General features: G+C 38.0%; 17 protein-coding genes. 14 read left to right on the top strand and 3 right to left on the bottom strand.

The genetic code is table 11. The annotated features are described in order from the left end of the window. Nucleotides 1-251: 251 nt before the first annotated feature. On the bottom strand, nucleotides 252-1,169 hold the full coding sequence (locus tag RE409_RS15970; protein ID WP_201185246.1) for a DMT family transporter: 918 nt from the start codon (nucleotides 1,167-1,169) through the stop codon (nucleotides 252-254). A 569-nt stretch (nucleotides 1,170-1,738) separates the two neighbouring features. Here RE409_RS15970 and RE409_RS15965 point away from each other — a divergent pair. From RE409_RS15965 to RE409_RS15930, 8 genes are all read left to right on the top strand, one after another. Beyond that, on the top strand, nucleotides 1,739-2,695 hold the full coding sequence (locus RE409_RS15965) for a sugar kinase (protein ID WP_201185245.1): 957 nt from the start codon (nucleotides 1,739-1,741) through the stop codon (nucleotides 2,693-2,695). Between the two features lie 115 nt (nucleotides 2,696-2,810). Next, nucleotides 2,811-3,821 carry an ureidoglycolate dehydrogenase gene (gene allD, locus RE409_RS15960; protein WP_201185244.1) on the top strand — a complete coding sequence of 337 codons (1,011 nt, stop codon included), beginning with the start codon at nucleotides 2,811-2,813 and terminating at the stop codon, nucleotides 3,819-3,821. Nucleotides 3,822-3,829: 8 nt separating this feature from the next. Continuing rightward, complete coding sequence (locus RE409_RS15955) at nucleotides 3,830-4,849, top strand: zinc-binding alcohol dehydrogenase family protein (protein WP_201185242.1); 1,020 nt, start codon at nucleotides 3,830-3,832, stop codon at nucleotides 4,847-4,849. A 13-nt stretch (nucleotides 4,850-4,862) separates the two neighbouring features. After that, the gene (locus RE409_RS15950; RefSeq protein ID WP_201185240.1) at nucleotides 4,863-5,483 is read left to right on the top strand and encodes a bifunctional 2-keto-4-hydroxyglutarate aldolase/2-keto-3-deoxy-6-phosphogluconate aldolase; all 621 of its coding nucleotides are present in this window, start codon (nucleotides 4,863-4,865) and stop codon (nucleotides 5,481-5,483) included. A gap of 12 nt (nucleotides 5,484-5,495) precedes the next feature. Continuing rightward, complete coding sequence (gene uxuA, locus RE409_RS15945; protein ID WP_201185238.1) at nucleotides 5,496-6,572, top strand: mannonate dehydratase; 1,077 nt, start codon at nucleotides 5,496-5,498, stop codon at nucleotides 6,570-6,572. Then, entirely contained in the window at nucleotides 6,569-7,405 is an 837-nt protein-coding gene (locus RE409_RS15940; RefSeq protein ID WP_201185236.1) for an SDR family oxidoreductase, read from the top strand. Before uxuA ends, RE409_RS15940 begins: the two co-directional genes overlap by 4 nt. Before the next feature lie 219 nt (nucleotides 7,406-7,624). Continuing rightward, complete coding sequence (locus tag RE409_RS15935) at nucleotides 7,625-8,626, top strand: LacI family DNA-binding transcriptional regulator (protein ID WP_309557805.1); 1,002 nt, start codon at nucleotides 7,625-7,627, stop codon at nucleotides 8,624-8,626. A gap of 168 nt (nucleotides 8,627-8,794) precedes the next feature. Further along, a complete protein-coding gene (locus tag RE409_RS15930; protein ID WP_201185232.1) occupies nucleotides 8,795-10,036 on the top strand; it encodes an MFS transporter in 1,242 nt (413 codons plus the stop codon). Nucleotides 10,037-10,240: 204 nt separating this feature from the next. Here the strand turns inward: RE409_RS15930 and RE409_RS15925 are convergent, their stop codons facing one another. Continuing rightward, nucleotides 10,241-11,110 (bottom strand): helix-turn-helix domain-containing protein, encoded by an 870-nt coding sequence (locus RE409_RS15925; RefSeq protein ID WP_309557804.1) that lies wholly within the window; start codon nucleotides 11,108-11,110, stop codon nucleotides 10,241-10,243. Between the two features lie 199 nt (nucleotides 11,111-11,309). Here RE409_RS15925 and RE409_RS15920 point away from each other — a divergent pair, with 199 nt between their 5' ends. The 6 genes from RE409_RS15920 (at nucleotide 11,310) to RE409_RS15895 (ending at nucleotide 17,990) form a co-directional block, all read left to right on the top strand. After that, nucleotides 11,310-12,815 (top strand): UxaA family hydrolase, encoded by a 1,506-nt coding sequence (locus tag RE409_RS15920; protein ID WP_309557803.1) that lies wholly within the window; start codon nucleotides 11,310-11,312, stop codon nucleotides 12,813-12,815. Nucleotides 12,816-12,875: 60 nt separating this feature from the next. Then, nucleotides 12,876-13,889: a zinc-binding alcohol dehydrogenase family protein gene (locus RE409_RS15915; RefSeq protein ID WP_201185226.1), complete on the top strand. Its 1,014-nt coding sequence runs from the start codon at nucleotides 12,876-12,878 to the stop codon at nucleotides 13,887-13,889. 99 nt (nucleotides 13,890-13,988) lie between these two features. Then, nucleotides 13,989-15,485, top strand: coding sequence for a tagaturonate reductase (locus tag RE409_RS15910; RefSeq protein ID WP_201224149.1), 1,497 nt, complete (start codon nucleotides 13,989-13,991; stop codon nucleotides 15,483-15,485). A 491-nt stretch (nucleotides 15,486-15,976) separates the two neighbouring features. Next, entirely contained in the window at nucleotides 15,977-16,681 is a 705-nt protein-coding gene (locus RE409_RS15905; RefSeq protein ID WP_201185222.1) for a TerC family protein, read from the top strand. A gap of 395 nt (nucleotides 16,682-17,076) precedes the next feature. Continuing rightward, a complete protein-coding gene (locus RE409_RS15900) occupies nucleotides 17,077-17,607 on the top strand; it encodes an SRPBCC domain-containing protein (protein ID WP_309557802.1) in 531 nt (176 codons plus the stop codon). Further along, nucleotides 17,586-17,990: an SRPBCC family protein gene (locus tag RE409_RS15895; RefSeq protein WP_309557801.1), complete on the top strand. Its 405-nt coding sequence runs from the start codon at nucleotides 17,586-17,588 to the stop codon at nucleotides 17,988-17,990. The genes RE409_RS15900 and RE409_RS15895 overlap by 22 nt, the downstream gene beginning before the upstream one ends. Before the next feature lie 328 nt (nucleotides 17,991-18,318). On the opposite strand, the gene RE409_RS15890 is transcribed toward RE409_RS15895, so the two are convergent. Next, nucleotides 18,319-18,879, bottom strand: a complete 561-nt coding sequence (locus RE409_RS15890; RefSeq protein ID WP_201224153.1) for a cysteine hydrolase family protein — start codon at nucleotides 18,877-18,879, stop codon at nucleotides 18,319-18,321. Nucleotides 18,880-19,030: the final 151 nt, after the last annotated feature.

Here is a 19,030-nt window from a genome sequence, read left to right as displayed (position 1 = left end):
TAAAAATTATTGAAATTACCTGCTGAATGAATCCGCAATAAATATTAAGTGTCGAGGGGACAAAATACGTAAAGGTGAATTAAACATTTTGAGACCATTAACTTTCAATATATGTACTTTATTATTGTACTATTTTGGAAGGTTAATGGTCTCTCAATATATAAGGTTAGCCCCCAGACCCCTCTTGTATAAGTTCGAAGTCTGTTCAAGGATTATAGACTAGCAACATCTTCAATCTAAGTTGATTGCAACTATGCAGATATACCTTTATTTTTTCTCTGAAGAATCCATATTTCTAATGCCCCCGATCCAAGCAGGACTCCTGAAATAATGAAGATAAGACCCAAGAAATGTGCAGGAACAATGGCTTCATTAAGAAAAATGGCTGCCCCGACTAAAGAAAATAAGGTGTTTAAATTAAGAAATATAGAGGATTCGGCCGCACCAACCTTACCAATGGCGTAATTATAGCCCAGATGCCCAAGTGCCGTGGCAATCACTGCTGAGAAAATGAAAGCTACCCATATGGAAGGTGGAGCAGAAGCGAGTAATGCTAAGCCATCTGGTTCCTTCCATAAGCTGATGGCGAAAAGAATAAAAGATCCTATTAACATCATATAGCCGGTTAATAAGCGTGGATCCATTGTTTTTGAAGCTTGATTAATTAAAATAAAACTTAACGCTTGTGAAAGAATGGAGAGTAAGATATCCACATCTCCCAGATTAATAGAATGAATACCACCACTTCCTGCCAAAACGGTAAAACTCACACCAAGAGCACCACAAACAAAACCAAGAAATCGGATAATGGTCGGCTTTTTACGGAAAAATATCATTGATAATATGACTGTCAAAATTGGCCCCATTCCCAAAATCAATCCAGCATTTGTAGCTGACGTTTTTGTTAACCCTTCCGCTAAAAAATAATGATGAAAAACCACACTTAAAAGGGCGCCTCCGAAAACGTAAAAAAGTTCGTTTTTTTTAGGGAGACGTATTAGACCAAGAAAGTAGAGGATAAGGGAAACTATTAAAGAAGCCGCAAAAATTCTTAAAGAGGTAATTGTCACAGGTTGGGTATGTTCAACTAAAATTTTAATAACAGAAACGTTTAACCCCCAAGTAATCATGATTCCGATAAGTAAGATGTAGATTTTTAAATAGCTCATTCAAAACAACCTTTCAAACAAATTTAACAATTGATATATTATACAACTATCCCCAAATTAATAGCAAAAAAGTAAATTTTGATAATACTAAAAGGGGGAAGGGGAAAATCGAAACTGCTAATCAATTAGAACCTATGTAGTACATGTGTGGTGAAGGGAGAATGGTTAAAAGATTATAGATTATGGAAATGATAGTGTGTTAAAACATACTAACTTAAGTTGTCCTGTTCAGATTATCCCAAAATAAATCCATATGGATCCTCTGGCAGAGTTACCAAGAGGAGTGAAAAGTATTGAACTAAACTTTTTATGTAGAGATTCTTAGGGATATGTAGGTTTATTTGGTAATATGTAGGGTTTAATGGTGTGGAAAATTCACGAATAGAAATAAAATTACAAATTATTAAATTTTTCTATTGTTTTTGGTAGGGTTTTCAATTACAATTTCCTTATGATTTACCAAACCGGTTTAGTAAATTACTAAATCGATTTACCTTAAAAGGAAATGTTGGATATGATCAAATATATTACCTTTTATTTGTGAATGTTCGAAAAAAGGAGGTACTGTATTGTCATCAAAATTTGGTGTTTTAACACTGGGTGACGCCATGATTACGTTAAACCCAGAAGAAACTGGGCCTTTAAGATTCGTGAACAGATTTGAGCGAAAAGTAGGAGGGGCTGAACTGAATTTTGCCATTGGTTGTGCTCGGCTTGGTATGAGGGCAAAGTGGTTAAGCCGTTTGGGTAAGGATGAGTTTGGTCGTGTTATTTATAATTTCGCACGTGGGGAAGGGGTGGATATGAGTGATGTTGCCTTTGTAAATGGTTATCCAACATCCCTAAATTTCAAAGAAATTCGAGAGGATGGTTCCGGAAAGACTTTTTATTATCGCTATCAGTCACCCATATTAACTCTAAAACCGGAAGATATCACAGATCGGATGTTTGAAGATATTGACCTTGTCCATCTTACTGGTGTTTTTTTGGCTATAGATCCTAAAAATGTAGATATTGCTAAGAGGGTTATAGAAATCGCTAAACAAAAAGATATCCCTGTCTCATTTGATCCGAATATCCGCCTAAAGCTATGGTCTATCGAAGAAGCGAGATCTGTTTATTTAGAAGTTTTTCCATCTGTTGATATTTTGCTAACAGGTCTAGACGAAATACGATTGATTATCGGGATTGACTCTGAAGAATCATTGGCGGAATTCGCAAATGTAAATAATATAGATCAGCTTGTCATCAAGGACGGGGAACATGGCTCAAAACTATATACAAATAGTGTTTGGCATAAAAAAGAAGCATTCCCTGTTACCCCGATAGACACTGTTGGTGCGGGAGATGGCTTTGATGCCGGCTATATATACGGATATCTTCATGGTTTATCTATCGAAGAACGATTGGAATTCGCAAATGGCGTTGGAGCTCTTGTAACGACTGTTTCGGGAGATAATGAGGGGTTACCCTATTTGGAAGAGGTATGGCCTTTCATACAGAATGAAGCTGTTATTGAAAGATAAGGTGGAGAAGGAGCATGTCTACCGTCAATCAATGCAATTAAAGATAGTTTATCAGAGGGTCAAACAAACGATACATTAAGAGCGAAACATACAAATGTAGAGTAGGGGGGAGAAAATGACAACAGTAACAATACAAGCAGAGGAAGCTAAACAACTAGTTATTAAGAAGTTAACAGAAGCGGGTTTAGGTGAAGGGCATGCAGGGAAAATCGCAGAGGTATTGGTCCATGCTGACCTTAGAAATGTGAATTCCCATGGGGTATTGCGGACAGAGCATTATATAAACCGTTTACAGGCAGGAGGAATTAACCCTGATGCGCAGATTTCCTTTCAATCGAGCGGACCTGTAACGGGAGTAGTTGATGGGGATGATGGATTTGGGCATGTTATCGGGGAAGTAGCTATGGATCATGCAATCGAAATGGCTCGTAACAATGGAGTGGGTATGGTGACTGTTGTAAATAGTAGCCATTGCGGAGCATTAAGCTATTTCGTTCAAAAAGCTACGGATGCAAAACTAATCGGGATTGCGATGTCACATACAGATAAAATCGTGGTTCCTTTTGGAGGTAAGACATCGTTTCTTGGAACAAACCCTATTGCTTATGGAGTACCTACAAAGACAAAGAAACCCTTTATCCTAGACATGGCGACATCCAATGTAGCATTGGGCAAAATCCTTCAAGCACGAGAAGAAGGAAAGGCAATCCCTGAAGGCTGGGGAGTCGATGAAAATGGAGCTACTGTCACAGATCCAAACAAAGTCGTTTCCCTTTCCACTTTTGGAGGTCCAAAAGGCTATGGGTTATCTGTCATAGTGGATGTGTTTTCTGGATTATTAGCAGGTGCGGCATTTGGTCCACACATTGGAAAAATGTATGATGATCTTGAAAAGAAAAGAAAGCTTGGTCACTATTTCTGTGTAATTAATCCTTCGTTCTTCACTGATTCTGACCTGTTTTTGGAGCAGATGGATCGGATGATAGAAGAGCTTCAACAGGTTCAACCAGCTCCAGGGTTCGACCGAGTATATGTACCGGGTGAAATAGAACAGCTTCATGAAGAAAGAAACCTAGTACAAGGTATTACGATAGCGTCGAGTGTGTATGAATTTCTTACAAAGTAGGTGGAGAAATGAAAGCGGTTCAAGTACGAAAAGCACATGAACTTGTTATTCAAGAAGTAGAAAAACCCGAGATTTCGAACTCAACAGATGTCCTTGTTAAAGTTAAAAGAGTCGGGATTTGTGGATCAGATATGCATATCTACCATGGTACAAATCCTCTTGCTACATTGCCCCGAGTTGTAGGGCATGAGGTAGCTGGAGAAGTTGTGGAGATTGGTCAAGATGTCACAGGTATTAAAGTGGGAGACCACGTGGTTATTGAGCCTATCAGTTATTGTGGAGAGTGTTATGCTTGCCGTAAAGGTCGCCAAAATGTATGCGAAACATTGTCTGTTTTTGGTGTACATGAAGATGGTGGGATGAGGGAATGGTGTGTTCTTCCCGAAAAACAACTACATGTTGTGGATTCCGCTTTAGCTTGGGAAGAAATAGTATTAGCTGAACCTTATACAATCGGTGCACAAGCGGTTTGGAGAGGAGAAGTAGAGAAAGGGGACACAGTACTTATCCAAGGAGCAGGTCCTATTGGGATTTGTATATTAAAGATGGCCAAGCTTCAAGGGGCATCGGTAATGATCACGGATTTAAGTGATGAGCGCTTGGCTTTTGCTAAAGTAAATGGCGCTGATATTACTGTTCATGCGGGCAGTGAAGATGTTCAAAAGCGTGTACAGGAATGGACGAATGGCGAAGGTGCCAATGTTGTCATTGATGCCGTATGTTTGCCCATGACTTTTGAATTGTCCTTTGAAGTAGTTTCTACTGCAGGACGGATAGTCGTGCTAGGTTTTGATGAGCGAACTGCAGCGGTTTCCCAGCTTCCAATCACTAAAAAGGAAGTTTCGGTGAAAGGTTCTAGATTGCAAACCAACCAGTTCCCAAAAGTAGTGAAACTGTTAAATGAAGGTAATCTACGACATGAAGGTTTAGTTACACATACATTTTCCCTTGATGATGTCCAAGAGGCATTTAATTTTGTTGAAAACCATCCAGAACAGGTTCGAAAAGCGATCATCGTATTTAATTAAGGGGGTTGACGTAATGGATAAACATTCAATAATTCACCAAATAACAGAAACGAAAGTTGTAGCTGTTATCCGGGGACAGGATGCAGAGGAAGCGGCACAACTGTCTAAAGCAGCTGTTGAAGGTGGTATACGGTCAATCGAATTGACTTATACAACACCACGAATTGAAGAAGCTTTCAAGGAACTGCAAAATACAGATGCACTTATAGGAGCAGGTTCGGTATTGGATTCTGAAACAGCTCGCCATGCCATTTTAGCTGGTGCCAGTTTTATTGTAAGTCCCTATTTTGTTGAAGAAGTTGCTATCCTTTGTAATCGATATGGCATTCCATATATGCCTGGTTGTATGACAATTCGAGAAATGGCTACAGCACTTGAAGCAGGTTGTGATGTTCTGAAACTATTTCCGGCAAACCACTTTGAACCTTCTTTCATCAAGTCCGTTAATGGTCCGCTACCTAATGTAAGGATTATGCCTACCGGCGGAATTAATTTGGACAATATGAAGGACTGGCTGAATGCAGGTGCAGTAGCTGCAGGAATTGGTAGTGACTTAAACAAAGCCTATAGAAGCGGTGGCTATGAAGCCGTAGTTGAATTAAGTAGAGAATACATGCAGAAAATTGCAGAATAATGGGGGTGCACAATGAATATTACATTTAGATGGTATGGGAAAGACAATGATACCGTTACATTGGAGCAGGTTAAACAAATCCCTGGAGTTAAGGGGATTGTCTGGGCATTGCACCAAAAACCTGTTGGTGAGGTATGGGGAAAAGAAGAAATTAAAAAAGAAATTGAGTATATCCAATCATTTGGTTTTCACACAGATGTTGTTGAAAGTGTAAATGTTCATGAATCGATTAAATTAGGAAATGAAGATCGTATGATGTATATCGAGAAATACAAAGAGACGATCCGTAACCTTTCAGAGGCTGGCGTAAAAGTCATTTGTTATAATTTTATGCCGATTTTTGATTGGACTCGAACAGAAATGTTCCATCCATTAGAAGATGGTTCAACTGCATTATTTTATGAAAAAGCAAAAGTAGATACGTTAGATCCACAAGAGTTAATTCGTACGGTAGCAGAAGCTTCAGATTTAACATTGCCTGGTTGGGAACCAGAAAAGATGGAGCAGATTTCTGAATTATTCGAAGCATATAAAAGTATAGATGAAGATCAGCTATGGGCGAATTTAGAAATTTTCCTTAAGGAAATATTACCTGTTGCCGAGGCATGCGGCATTAAAATGGCGATACATCCGGATGATCCACCATGGTCCATTTTTGGCTTGCCACGAATCATCACGGGAGAATCAAGTTATGAAAAACTAATCGCCATTTCGGATTCGACATCGAATGCGTTTACGATGTGTACAGGCTCGATGGGTGCGAACCCTGAAAATGATATGGTACAAGTAGCTAAAAAGTATGCTTACCGTGCTCCTTTCTCGCATATCCGTAATGTGAAAATTTATGAAAACGGTGACTTTGTGGAAACATCGCATTATACACAGGATGGATCCATTAATGTGCAGGGTGTTGTAGAAGAATTGAACAAGCAAAATTATACTGGCTATGTAAGACCTGACCACGGCCGTCACATTTGGGGAGAGGTTTGTCGCCCAGGTTACGGATTATACGACAGGGCATTAGGTATTATGTATTTACTTGGATTGTGGGATGCATATGAAGCCTCCAAAGTTGGTAAGCAATCATGATGCCTATCCACGAAAACTTAACAAATAGGGTGGCAGTAATCACCGGCGGCAGTGGTGTATTGTGTTCCAAAATGGCTGTAGAGTTAGCCCGTCATGGTGTCAAAATAGCTATATTGAACAGAACGGCTGAAAAAGGACAACAGATAGTCGATATCATTGGCCAAACAGGCGGAACTGCAATATCCATCGCGACAGACGTTTTGGATAGAATCTCATTAGAGAATGCAAGAGAGAAAATACTGGAAAAGTTCGGACGAGTGGACCTATTAATAAATGGTGCTGGAGGCAATCACCCTGATGCCATTACAGCTCCAGAGAAATATGGGGAAGATGTAGATGGAAAGTCATTTTTCGATTTAGATGAAAATGGTTTTTCTCAAGTTTTTGCCAGTAATTTCACAGGTACATTTTTGGCGAGTCAGGTTTTTGGGAAAGCGTTATTACAAGTGGAAGCACCAGTTATATTAAATATTTCTTCCATGAGCTCTTACGCTCCAATGACTAAAGTACCAGCATATAGTGCTGCCAAAGCTTCGATAAATAACTTTACAATGTGGATGGCTGTTCATTTTGCTGAAGAGGGCTTACGTGTGAATGCTATTGCACCAGGTTTCTTTCTGACGAAGCAAAATCGAGACCTTTTGCTTAATGAAGATGGTAGTCTTACGGCAAGGTCCAATAAAATTATTACAGCAACACCTATGAAACGCTTTGGGCAACCTGAAGATTTGCTTGGTACATTGCTTTGGCTTGTTGATGAATCCTATTCGGGTTTTGTCACAGGAATTACGGTGCCAGTTGATGGCGGTTTCATGGCCTACTCAGGAGTGTGAACAAATTTCTTTTTTTAAAATAAAGAAGCCATGCAGGCGACTGGTCTTTTTATGATAGCTCACTGATTATGGGATGGTATTGGGATGTGCATTTTCGGTATAACAGAAGGTGATTGTAAAGCTGTTCTTAATATAATAGAATATTTCTTATATATCATAAACCACTTTGTTAAATGGTGATAAGCACAGAAATGAAAACACGAGACAGGAATGAATGAAATGAAAACTATTACAATTACTGATGTCGCCAAAAATGCGAAAGTATCGAAAAGCACTGTTTCCCAATACTTGAATAAGCGATACGAGTACATGAGTGAAAAAACTAGAAAAAAAATTGAAGAGACTATTGAAGAGTTGAACTATCAACCTAATATTATAGCGCGCAGTTTAAAACAAAAATCGACTTTTACGGTTGGAGTAGTGGTTGCCAATATTCTTCACACGTTTTCCACACAAATTATACGTGCAATAGAAAACTACTTTTATAAACAAGGGTTTCATATTATTGTATGTAATGCAGATGATAATCCTGAGAAGGAAAAGAATTATATTGAAATGCTAAGAGCAAAGCAAGTTGATGGAATCATCATTTTCCCCACAGGGGACAATCTTGATTTATATAAACGTATGAAGAGTGATCAGTTTCCAATTGTATTTATGGATCGGACGATAGAAGAATTAAATATTGCGACTGTTATGCTTGATAATCATCTTGCGTCAAAGTTAGCGGTTGATCGGTTTGTAGAAAAAGGTTATGAAAAAATTGCAATCATAACCACTTCTATAGTCCATAATATCAGTCCTCGAATTGAACGTATCCAAGGGTACAAAGATACACTCGCGTCACATGGAATACAATTCAATGCAGATTATATTAAAACAGTGAATGCAGAAGAAATCCCGAATGCACTTTCAGAATTTTTCGAATTAAAAAAACCGCCTCAAGCCATATTAGCAGGAAATGATATCGTACTTAATGAAATTTTGCGATATATGAAAAAACACGATATGAATATTCCTGAGGATGTTGCGGTTATTGGAATTGATGAAGTCCCGTACGCTAACTTCTATACACCGACTATAACAACGGTTAATCAGCCAGCAATTGAAATGGCAAATCAGGCAGCAGAGTTATTGCTTAGGCAGATAAATAAAACTGGAAAAGAAGACACAAGCGTGCATCGTTTGAAACCGAATTTGCTGTCAAGAAATTCTTGCTAGACGCAAGATTTTAAGTAAAAAAGAAAGCGCTTTTTTAGAGTTTACTAAACCGATTTACTTTTTCATGTTTTTTAGGGGTTTATTTTATATGTTTTGGTTCTTGGTTATAAATTGGAAACGTTTTCAAAGGTACTTTTACATTTATTGAAACATCTAGGGGGGTTCTTTATGTTTACAAAAGGTAGAGGAATGATCATTCTTTTCTTGTTCTTAGCAGGTGTAATAAATTATTTAGACCGTTCTGCATTGTCTATAGCAGCGCCGTTTATTCAAGATGATTTATCGTTAACAGCGACACAGATGGGGATTATTTTTAGTAGTTTTTCTGTAGGATATGCGATATTTAACTTTCTTGGAGGAATGGCATCCGATAAATATGGTGCGAAGCTGACACTTTTCGTTGCTATGATTGTTTGGTCTATATTCAGTGGTGCACTTGTACTGGCTGTCGGGTTTGTCAGTATGATTGTTATTCGTATTTTGTTCGGGATGGGTGAAGGTCCACTCTCCTCAACAATTAATAAAATGGTAAATAACTGGTTTCCTTCTAATCAACGGGCATCTGTTGTTGGTTTGACTAATAGCGGGACACCACTTGGTGGAGCCATTGCAGGACCGATTGTTGGCTTTATAGCAATCTCATATGGTTGGAGAGTTTCATTTATTGCTATCATGGTGATTGGTCTTATATGGGCTGTTTGCTGGTGGAAATTTGCTAAAGAAAAACCAGAAGAGTCAACTGAACAGGAAAATATGGGAAAAGAATATGTAGCAGCAGCATCGGAAGGAAAATTGAAATTCACCTTCTATTTAAAACAAAAAACTGTATTATTTACAGCACTTGCATTTTTTTCGTACAACTATATCTTATTCTTTTTCTTAACATGGTTCCCAAGCTATTTGGTAAATGCACGCGGACTAAGCGTAGAAAATATGAGTATCATCACAGTAATTCCGTGGATATTTGGGTTTATTGGTCTTGCTTTGGGAGGTTTCGTGTCGGATTTCTTCTTTAAAAAGTTCGCACAAAAAGGCGTTTTATTCTCACGTAAGCTCGTGCTTGTTACTTGTTTGTTCTTATCGGCTGTTTGTATCGGATTTGCCGGCCTTGTATCGACAACATTAAGTGCAGTAACTCTAGTTGCACTTTCTGTGTTCTTCCTATATTTAACAGGTGCAATATACTGGGCGATTATTAATGATGTCGTAGACCCAGATAACGTTGGATCAGTTGGTGGTTTTATGCATTTCTTAGCAAATACAGCAGGAATTATCGGACCAACTTTAACAGGATACATTGTTGATACATCAGGCACATACACAGTAGCTTTCTTGCTTGCAGGTGGATTAGCTATTGTTGCATCGCTTGCAGTAATTCGCTTTGTACGTCCGATAGTTAAACCCGCGTAATAGATTAATAAAATAGAAGTGTCCCCCCAATGGAATTATCTATGGGGGGACACTTCTATTTTAATAGGATACATATTTTTGCAACTACACAATATCGAAAGTTTAGTTAGCTTATATTTTATCCAAATAAGGAATTATGCGGTAATCTGTACGAGTTCGAGGGAGCTGTATGAATCATCATGCACCTACTCAATTTTTCTGAATCTAAGATTTATGGTGTGCTTTTCGAAAATTAGCTGGAGTCCTATCATTGTATTTTTTGAAGATACGATGAAAATGGGGCATACTTTCGAAACCACACATTTCAGCAATATGCGAAACTGTGTGATTCGTTTCCAATAACAGTTCCTTTGCTTTAATGACTCTTTTCGTATTCAGATACACGATTAACCCGATTCCAGTTGTTTCTTTAAAGACTCTACTGAAATGAGAGGGACTGACCAAGGATTTATTAGCAAGTATCGTCAAGGTTAATGGTTCACTTAAATGGTCATTAATATATGCCAAAATATCTTTAATCCATACTGAACTATAGGTATTAGTCTCCGACATATCCTGTTCGTTATTTATTCGTATACGGCATAAATCAAGCATAATCTGGTGAACAATCAGCAAAGTGGCATGCCTTGCGCCTAATGCATTTTCTGATGTTTCTTGATAAATGTGTAGAAGCTGTTCTTCCATTTTTACCTGTTTCTTTGGTGGTAAGGATATTTTATAATTCTTACTCTTTTTTGTCAGGTCAAACAAATTTAAATATGAAAAAGAATCATCAACAATGTCCTTATATATTAATGTGGGGCTGAAAAAGATAATCGTAGAAGTAACAGGGTCGTCCTTATTCGGCATTGCTCTATGAATCGTATCGTTAGGGATTAGGAATACATCTCCTTGTTGCATATCATAAAACACATCACCGACAAAAAAGGTCCCATTACCGCTATAAACATAAACAATTTCATAATAATCATGCATATGATCAGATAGTTCTTTCTGAGGACTTTTAGTATCTTGATAGACAAAAGATAAAGGGAACAGTAAATCATGATTGGACACTTTTTGATATTTTTTCATTTCGCTCATCACCTGATTGTATATTACAACAAAAATGAGTATATATATATCAAAAAATGCAATTTATATTTCAATTCTTGATGTTAAAATGATAATAGATTCATAAGGAAATAAATTCATGCTTGAAAATGAAAGGGTTTTCTAATAGTAATTACCGTTTAGGTGTTGTACGCCAACACTCAAAATAGGAGGGGACAAAATGAATAAGATTGTTCAATTGCATTCAAAAGATGATGTGGTTATTTCCTTGCATGAGATCCGAAAAGGGGAGAGCCTTCAAATTCAATCGGGAGACAATGAAATTATCAATATAAAGGCTCGTGATGATATTCCGAAAGGACATAAGATATTAGTAAACCCGGTAAAGCAGGGGGCAGATGTTCTTAAGTTTGGCTACTCGATTGGGAAAGCCAAAAAAGATCTGGATGCTGGGGAGTGGGTTCATACTCATAACCTAGGATCCGGTTTGCAGGGGATATTGGAATATTCCTATCAACCAAGCATTCAAAATACAGAAGTCGAAGACTCAAAACATACATTCCAAGGATATATTCGTGAAAACGGGGATGTGGGCATCCGTAATGAAATATGGATTATCAATACGGTTGGTTGTATCAATAAAACATGTGAAGTGCTTGCTAAAATGGGCAATGAGCAGTTTAAGGAGCGACAAATTGATGGAATTCATCACTTTCCTCATCCCTACGGTTGTTCTCAATTAGGGGATGACTTGACTAATACACAGAAGCTATTAGCATCCTTGGCTCAACACCCGAATGCAGCCGGAGTGTTGGTTGTGGGATTAGGATGTGAGAATAATCAAATTGAAGCATTTAAAGAAGTCATTGGCGAGTATCCCCCGAATCGTATTAAATTTCTCAAAGCCCAAGAGGTTAATGACGAATTAGAGTGCGGCTTACGATTATTGGAAGAATTAGTGGGATACGCGGAACAATTTGAACGTCAGCCGATACCGGTTTCAAAGTTGAAAATAGGATTAAAGTGTGGAGGATCTGATGGTTTTTCAGGTATTACCGCCAATCCATTAGTTGGAGCGGTATCCGATCTTATTGTTGAAAATGGTGGGACAACAATTTTGACAGAGGTTCCAGAGATGTTTGGAGCGGAAACTATATTAATGAACCGGGCAAAAGATGAAGAAACATTTAATAAAATCGTTCATCTTATTAATGATTTTAAACAATATTTCATTCGGCATGATCAGGAAATTTATGAAAATCCCTCACCGGGAAATAAAGAAGGTGGTATTAGTACACTGGAGGAAAAATCACTTGGATGTACGCAAAAAGGCGGTCATGCTACGGTTGTAGATGTCAATCCATATGGCAAACGAGTAGTTAAACATGGACTGAATTTGGTCAATGCTCCTGGTAATGACTTGATATCGGTTACGGCTTTGGCAGCATCAGGGGCTCATATCGTTCTATTTACCACAGGAAGAGGAACACCATTTGGCGGCCCGGTGCCAACTGTGAAAATAGCGACAAACTCAGATTTAGCCAAACGCAAAAAGCATTGGATTGATTATAATGCGGGACAGTTAATTGAAGGTCAAAACATAGATAAATTAAAGCATGATTTATTCCGTTACATTCTTGAGCTTGCATCTGGTGAAAAGAAAACCAATAATGAAAAATTCGGCTATAGGGAGATAAGTATTTTTAAAGAGGGAGTCATTCTTTAAAATAGGTAATTTTCTCATCTTTTAAGTAGATTAAAAATATAAAAAAAGGAGTGTTATTTTGTGAAAAGTATAGTCTGTGAGCAACCTTATCAATTTAAAATGATAGAGGCTGAACAACCTGTTCCAAACTCAGGAGAAGCTTTAATTCGTGTGAAGCGCATTGGAATATGTGGAACGGACATTCATGCCTATGGAGGTAATCAACCATTTTTTAGCTATCCACGGATACTTGGTCATGAACTATCTGGGCATATTGAATCCATCCCTGAGAATGCATCGGGACTAAAAATTGGTGATCAGGTCTCGATCATTCCATATATGGAGTGTGGAAAATGTATTGCTTGTAAAAACAGAAAAACGAACTGCTGTACGAGTATGAAAGTGTTGGGTGTACATATGGAAGGTGGAATGCGTGAATGGATTACGGTTCCTTATGATCATTTAGTGAAAACTGAAGGGCTTACCCTTGATCAATCAGCTATGATAGAGCCTTTAAGTATAGGGGCTCACGCGGTTAGACGTGCTGCGATTCAAGAAGGGGAGTTTGCACTCGTTATTGGTGCAGGTCCAATAGGATTAGGAGTTATGGCATTTGCTAAAGAACAAGGAGCGAAAGTAATTGCAATGGATGTAAACAATGAGCGCCTTGCGTTTGCTGGTAAATGGGCAAAGGCAGATTATTCGTTGAACGTTTTGGATCAACCATTAGAGAAATTAGCCGAGTTGACAAATGGAGAAATGCCTACCGTTGTATTTGACGCAACTGGTAATGCGAAGTCGATGATGGAGGCGTTTAAATACCCTGCTCACGGAGGAAGACTGATCTATGTAGGTTTAGTGAAGTCTGATATTTCCTTTAATGACCCTGACTTCCATAGCAAAGAGCTTACCCTAATGGGAAGCCGAAATGCTACTCGAGAAGATTTTGATTATGTAGTGAATACGGTGAAAAATGGTGGAGTGGATTTAAGTTTGTATATTTCACACCGTACGCATTTGGATGAAATGATCCAACAGTTTGAAGGATGGTTAACTCCAGATGCTAAAGTCATTAAGGCTATTGTTGAAATTTAAACGATGGTTTCATGCCTAATAAAAGCAACCGTGTGATGTGGTTGCTTTGTTCATCTTCTGTAGAGAGAAATTTTCTGTTATGAAAGGGAGTTTATAATCATGAATAAAAATCAAAGTCATGTGAAGAGCCTAAGTAAAGAAACAGGAGCTGTGCAAATTGGACATATGATGCAGGATTACCCAGTAAAAGTGCTGCAAATTGGAGAGGGGAATTTTCTGCGTGGCTTCTTTGATTGGATGATTTCTGAATGTAATAAACAAGGGCATTTCCAGGGAAGTATTGTCGTTACCCAGCCTCGCCCCACTGGAAAAGGAAAAATAGAGAAATTGAAGCAACAAGATGGATTATATACGTTGATGATACGGGGATTTAAGAATGGGGAGAAAGTAGATAATAAAGAGATTATCTCCGTTTTTTCGAAGGCAATTGATCCGTATGAAGAATGGGACGAGTTTTTGGCGTTGTCCCAAAACCCTACATTGGAATTTATAGTCTCTAACACGACAGAGGCTGGGCTAAAATACCAGCATATTCCTTGGGAAGAGGGAGTACCGATTGAATCTTTTCCGGGGAGACTAACAGCATTTTTATATCAGCGATATTTATATTTTAACGGAGAAACAGAAAAAGGTCTCATTATGTTACCATGTGAGCTTTTGGAGAGAAATGGTGATATGTTGAAGCAATGTGTCCTTCAGCACAGTAGGGACTGGGAATTACCGAAGTCATTTATGGATTGGGTAGACCAAAATAATCTGTTCCTTAACTCCCTTGTAGATCGTATTGTAACAGGATTTCCTGCTAAAGAGGCGGATGAATTATTTGCATCGTGGGAATATGAGGATTCTTTATTAAATACAGCTGAGCCGTATCATTTATGGGCTATAGAAGGTGACCCTTCTTTTGACCAGCGTCTTCCTTTGAAACAATCAGGCTTAAACGTGCATTGGGTAAAGGATTTAGTTCCTTATCAAATGAGGAAGATACGTATTCTAAATGGCTCACATACGTTAATGGCTCCTCTGGGTATATTATCTGGATTGGAAGAAGTGAAACAGGTAATCGATCACCCTGATTTTAATCAATTTCTGCGACAAGCAATTAATGAGGAAATAATTCCCTCATTACCATTTGATCGTAATGAGATGATAATATATGGAGAAAGCGTTATGGAGCGTTTTATGAATCCTTTTGTTCATCATCGTCTGGCCGACATTTCATTGAATAGTGTATCGAAGTTTAAGGTTCGTCTTCTGCCGACTATAGAAGATTATTTTGAGAAGAAAGATAGGTTGCCTGTTTGCGTTGTACGAGCATTTGCTGGTCTGATCAGATTTTATAAGGTACAGAAAGTGAAAGGGAATTATGTAGGGGAAAGCTTTGGTGGTAAAGAGTATGTTGTAAAAGATGATGTAAAAACAATTGAATTTTTTAGAGAACAGTGGCTTCGTTATGAGGCAGAAGAAATTTCACTTAAACAATTGGTTGAGACCTTTCTAGGTAATCAACATTTATGGGGGAAGGATTTGAACAAGTTCACTGCTCTTGTTGACGAATTATGCTACCACTTAGAAGTGATGCTTAGGAAACAATAAGGTTAGGTAACCCAGGCTCAGTTGCAAGATATCAAGTTTTCTCTAATAGTTTCCTTATCGTATTTGTATGATGTAGAATTTTAATAGCTCTTTACAAAGAAAAACTAAGCGGAAATATGATGAATATACCAAGCCAGAAGATAGACCAAGACAATATATTCTATCTATAAGCTGATAAACCAATTATTTCCTAGGAAAGTCCAGAAAATTAATCATTATTTTTTACTTTATTTTATTCATATATTTGGTATAATAGAATTGCAATAAGATTTCTTTAAGTTTTCTATAATGCAAGATACTTAGATTTTAGGGAAAAATTTCATAATACTTATCCCGTGAAGGGGAGTAGCGTCAGGTGTTACCTGAAATAAAGTCGTCATTACGTGGAATTTCTCCACCGGCTTTATTGGCCTAATCAATTAGTGCTTAGCGAGACCTTTGCCATTTATGGCAGAGGTCTCTTTATTTTTGTTTAAAAGGAGGAAGATGTGTTGGATTTTTTAACAGGTGAATTTATTTCAGGTCTTTTAGCAATCATTATGATAGATTTGGTTCTTGCTGGAGATAATGCGATCCTTATTGGATTGGCTGCAAGAAAGCTTCCAAAAGATCAGCAAAAAAAGGTGATCATTTGGGGAGCAGTCGGGGCAATTGTTATCAGGATTATTGCAACGCTATTGGTTGTTGTAATCTTAGAGGTGCCTGGCCTGCATTTAATTGGAGGATTACTGCTGGTATGGATTGCTTATAAGCTTCTTATTGATGAGGAAGAACATGATGTGAAACCCGCTGACTCAATGTGGGCTGCCATTAAAACTATTATTATTGCAGATGCTTTAATGGGATTGGATAATGTTCTAGCTGTAGCTGGCGCATCACATGGAAATTTCACATTAGTTGTGATTGGATTGCTTGTGTCGATTCCAGTAGTGATGTATGGAAGCACTTTGATCCTGAAACTGATTGAACGCTACCCATTCATCATAGTAATTGGAGCCGGGATACTAGGCTGGACAGCTGCTAAGATGATCGTAGCTGAACCTTTCATGCACAACTACTTTGCTAATCCCTTCGTAAAATACGGATTTGAAGCAATAGTCGTGATTGGGATTTTAGTGGCGGGTAACCTTAGACAACAAAAAGTAGAAAAAGAAAAAGCTATCAGAAATAAAATCCAAATCGAACAGAATGGTTAAACGGTAATCCAAAGAGACTTTTCGTAAAAGAAAGGTCTCTTTTTTTCGTCTATTTGGCCAGTACTAGTTAATTCTTTCAGAGTTTTAATTTGAAACCTTTATGGAGTGTGTCGTCAGCTGATGTACTATACTAGTATATATATTTTTATTTTAACGGATAATGGTCCTTAGTTGGAAAATAACTAGCCCCCCTTTTAATAATGAAGGGGGAGAAAACCCATTATAAAATAACAAATCGGGAGTCATACTATAGTGGTTGCATCGTAACTAAACAAGAAAAAAATTAAAGGGATATCATAAGAAAAACAGAAATATTTTATATGAGAAGAAAAAAACTGCGTTAAGGTATATTACCAATGGGATACAAATACATGTTATAACAGGAGAATTAGTAGATGAAACTAAAAGTTGAAATTGAAAGAAAAATCTCTAAGTCAATTGACAAGGTTTTTGAAGCAATTGTTGATCCTGAAATAATGTCTCAATACTTTATATCTAGCGGGACTAGTCGCATTGAAAGCAATAAAACTATTACTTGGAGATGGGACGATGTTGGTGCAGAGTTTCCTATTACTGTTAAGAAAGTAAGCGAAGAAGAGCACTATATAACATTTCTGTGGTCGGCTAGTGGAGTAGAAACTAATGTAGAATTCAAGCTAGAGTGGTTAGACGCAACCTCAACCTTGGTAAAGGTGAGTGAGGATGGCTGGGAAGGAAATGAACAAGGAATAAAATGTTACGGACAACAGACGCAAGGCTGGGTTGATATGATCTTATGTATGAAGGCTTTTCTTGAATTTGGTATCAATTTACGCTCCGGTATCAAAGACAAATTGATGATAATGCCTGTTTCAATACCAGACCTTTCATCAAGACCTTTTTCTCTAACGGTGGACCGTATAATTTGCCTGATGCTCTTTTCCTAGCGTGGACTAAACAGTTTGACCTCTGGTTTGCATCTCCAGGATCGGTGTTAATGAATGGAGAAGTCAACTCGGTTTTCTTCTTTGAGACAATCTACGAATTCGAGACCGAAAGAAAGGCAAAGCGTCATCCCCATTACGGCCGATTTCTTAGGCTTGAACCCAATAGACTCATCGAATTAACGTGGGTTACCGGGGCTGAGGGAACAAGAGGAGCTGAAACGGTTGTTACGATTGAACTAGAATCTTACACAAACGGTACGCATTTGCGTCTTACTCATGCTGGCTTTCTAGATGAGGAGTCGAGAAATCAGCACGAACAGGCTTGGCCGATTGTGCTTGAAGAATTAGACAAGCGAATGAGGGCAAGTACCACCCAAGAATAAAGAATAGCCCCGTTAGTAAAAGGGAGATATCATAATAATGCAGCGATACTCCCTTCTTCAGTCTAAGAAAACGGCTTTTGTTTTCGATGAATGATCACACAAAAAAAGGGATGGCAATTTGGAATGAAGATGGAGTAAAAAATCTGAAAATTAAAAGATGTATTCTGGTTCCGTAATCTTTTATCGGGCTATTACAATAGGAATGTGTAAGAGAGAAATGGAAAGTTTGTTGATTTGGAAAAATGCCAGATAAATCAACAAACTTTAAACCATACTGGAAAGGCATTTTTAAAGCCTAACCTAAATCAAGTCTAGATCACTCTTATTTTTACTTTACTTTTGCTTTTTCTAAATAAGCAGTTGCTGTTTCAATTGTAGCGTAGAGGCTTCCAAGCGCTGCCATAAATACGTCATGGACATCGGTGGCTTGTATGTTGCGTCCGCGAAAAGATAGGTCAGGAGATGTGCAGGCATCTTCAATGACGGTGCACGTGAACCCATAGTCTACGGCGGCACGGGCAGTTGCGTCGATACACATGTGGCTCATCATGCCACATATGACAACATGCTCGGTGCCAGCTTGACGAAGTTGATTAAGGAGGGGAGTCTCTCGGAAGCTATTCGGATAATTCTTCTGAATGATAGTTTCTCCTTCAAGTGGTGTAACAGCCTCGTTAATCGTGATACCTTCTGTTCCTGGAGCAAAAAATGGAGCGTTGTGATCATTGAATATATGCTGAATATGAAATATTGGCATGTTTTGGTTGCGGAAAAAATTTAGCAACTTTCGGGAGTTATTTGCTGCTCTATTAGGTTCAAATAGCTCCATCCGACCATTTGGAAAATAATCATTCTGAACGTCAACAAGAATTAAAGCTGTCTTTTCCATTTAATCTCTCTCCTTATTCTTCCATTTAGATAAAATCTGTTAGTATTAAGTGTTGGTTTTAGGGATTCTGCAAATCCTACCTATCTCTTAATAATATAGAAGGGATAAATTACAAATTAAGTTTATTTGCGTGTAACATAAATAAAATATA

It is taken from the genome of Peribacillus sp. R9-11, from assembly GCF_031345095.1.
Lineage (GTDB): Bacteria > Bacillota > Bacilli > Bacillales > DSM-1321 > Peribacillus > Peribacillus butanolivorans.
Note: the sequence above shows the minus strand (reverse complement) of the source record. Positions and strands in the feature narration are given on the sequence as shown.

Excerpts from the sequence above, each read along its gene's own strand:
- RE409_RS15930 (WP_201185232.1), top strand. The coding sequence starts at position 8,795 with ATGTTTACAAAAGGTAGAGGAATGATCATTCTTTTCTTGTTCTTAGCA.
- RE409_RS15935 (WP_309557805.1), top strand. The coding sequence starts at position 7,625 with ATGAAAACTATTACAATTACTGATGTCGCCAAAAATGCGAAAGTATCG.
- uxuA (WP_201185238.1), top strand. The coding sequence starts at position 5,496 with ATGAATATTACATTTAGATGGTATGGGAAAGACAATGATACCGTTACA.
- RE409_RS15970 (WP_201185246.1), bottom strand. The coding sequence starts at position 1,169 with ATGAGCTATTTAAAAATCTACATCTTACTTATCGGAATCATGATTACT.
- RE409_RS15940 (WP_201185236.1), top strand. The coding sequence starts at position 6,569 with ATGATGCCTATCCACGAAAACTTAACAAATAGGGTGGCAGTAATCACC.
- RE409_RS15955 (WP_201185242.1), top strand. The coding sequence starts at position 3,830 with ATGAAAGCGGTTCAAGTACGAAAAGCACATGAACTTGTTATTCAAGAA.
- RE409_RS15925 (WP_309557804.1), bottom strand. The coding sequence starts at position 11,110 with ATGAAAAAATATCAAAAAGTGTCCAATCATGATTTACTGTTCCCTTTA.
- allD (WP_201185244.1), top strand. The coding sequence starts at position 2,811 with ATGACAACAGTAACAATACAAGCAGAGGAAGCTAAACAACTAGTTATT.
- RE409_RS15950 (WP_201185240.1), top strand. The coding sequence starts at position 4,863 with ATGGATAAACATTCAATAATTCACCAAATAACAGAAACGAAAGTTGTA.
- RE409_RS15910 (WP_201224149.1), top strand. The coding sequence starts at position 13,989 with ATGAATAAAAATCAAAGTCATGTGAAGAGCCTAAGTAAAGAAACAGGA.
- RE409_RS15920 (WP_309557803.1), top strand. The coding sequence starts at position 11,310 with ATGAATAAGATTGTTCAATTGCATTCAAAAGATGATGTGGTTATTTCC.
- RE409_RS15900 (WP_309557802.1), top strand. The coding sequence starts at position 17,077 with ATGAAACTAAAAGTTGAAATTGAAAGAAAAATCTCTAAGTCAATTGAC.
- RE409_RS15890 (WP_201224153.1), bottom strand. The coding sequence starts at position 18,879 with ATGGAAAAGACAGCTTTAATTCTTGTTGACGTTCAGAATGATTATTTT.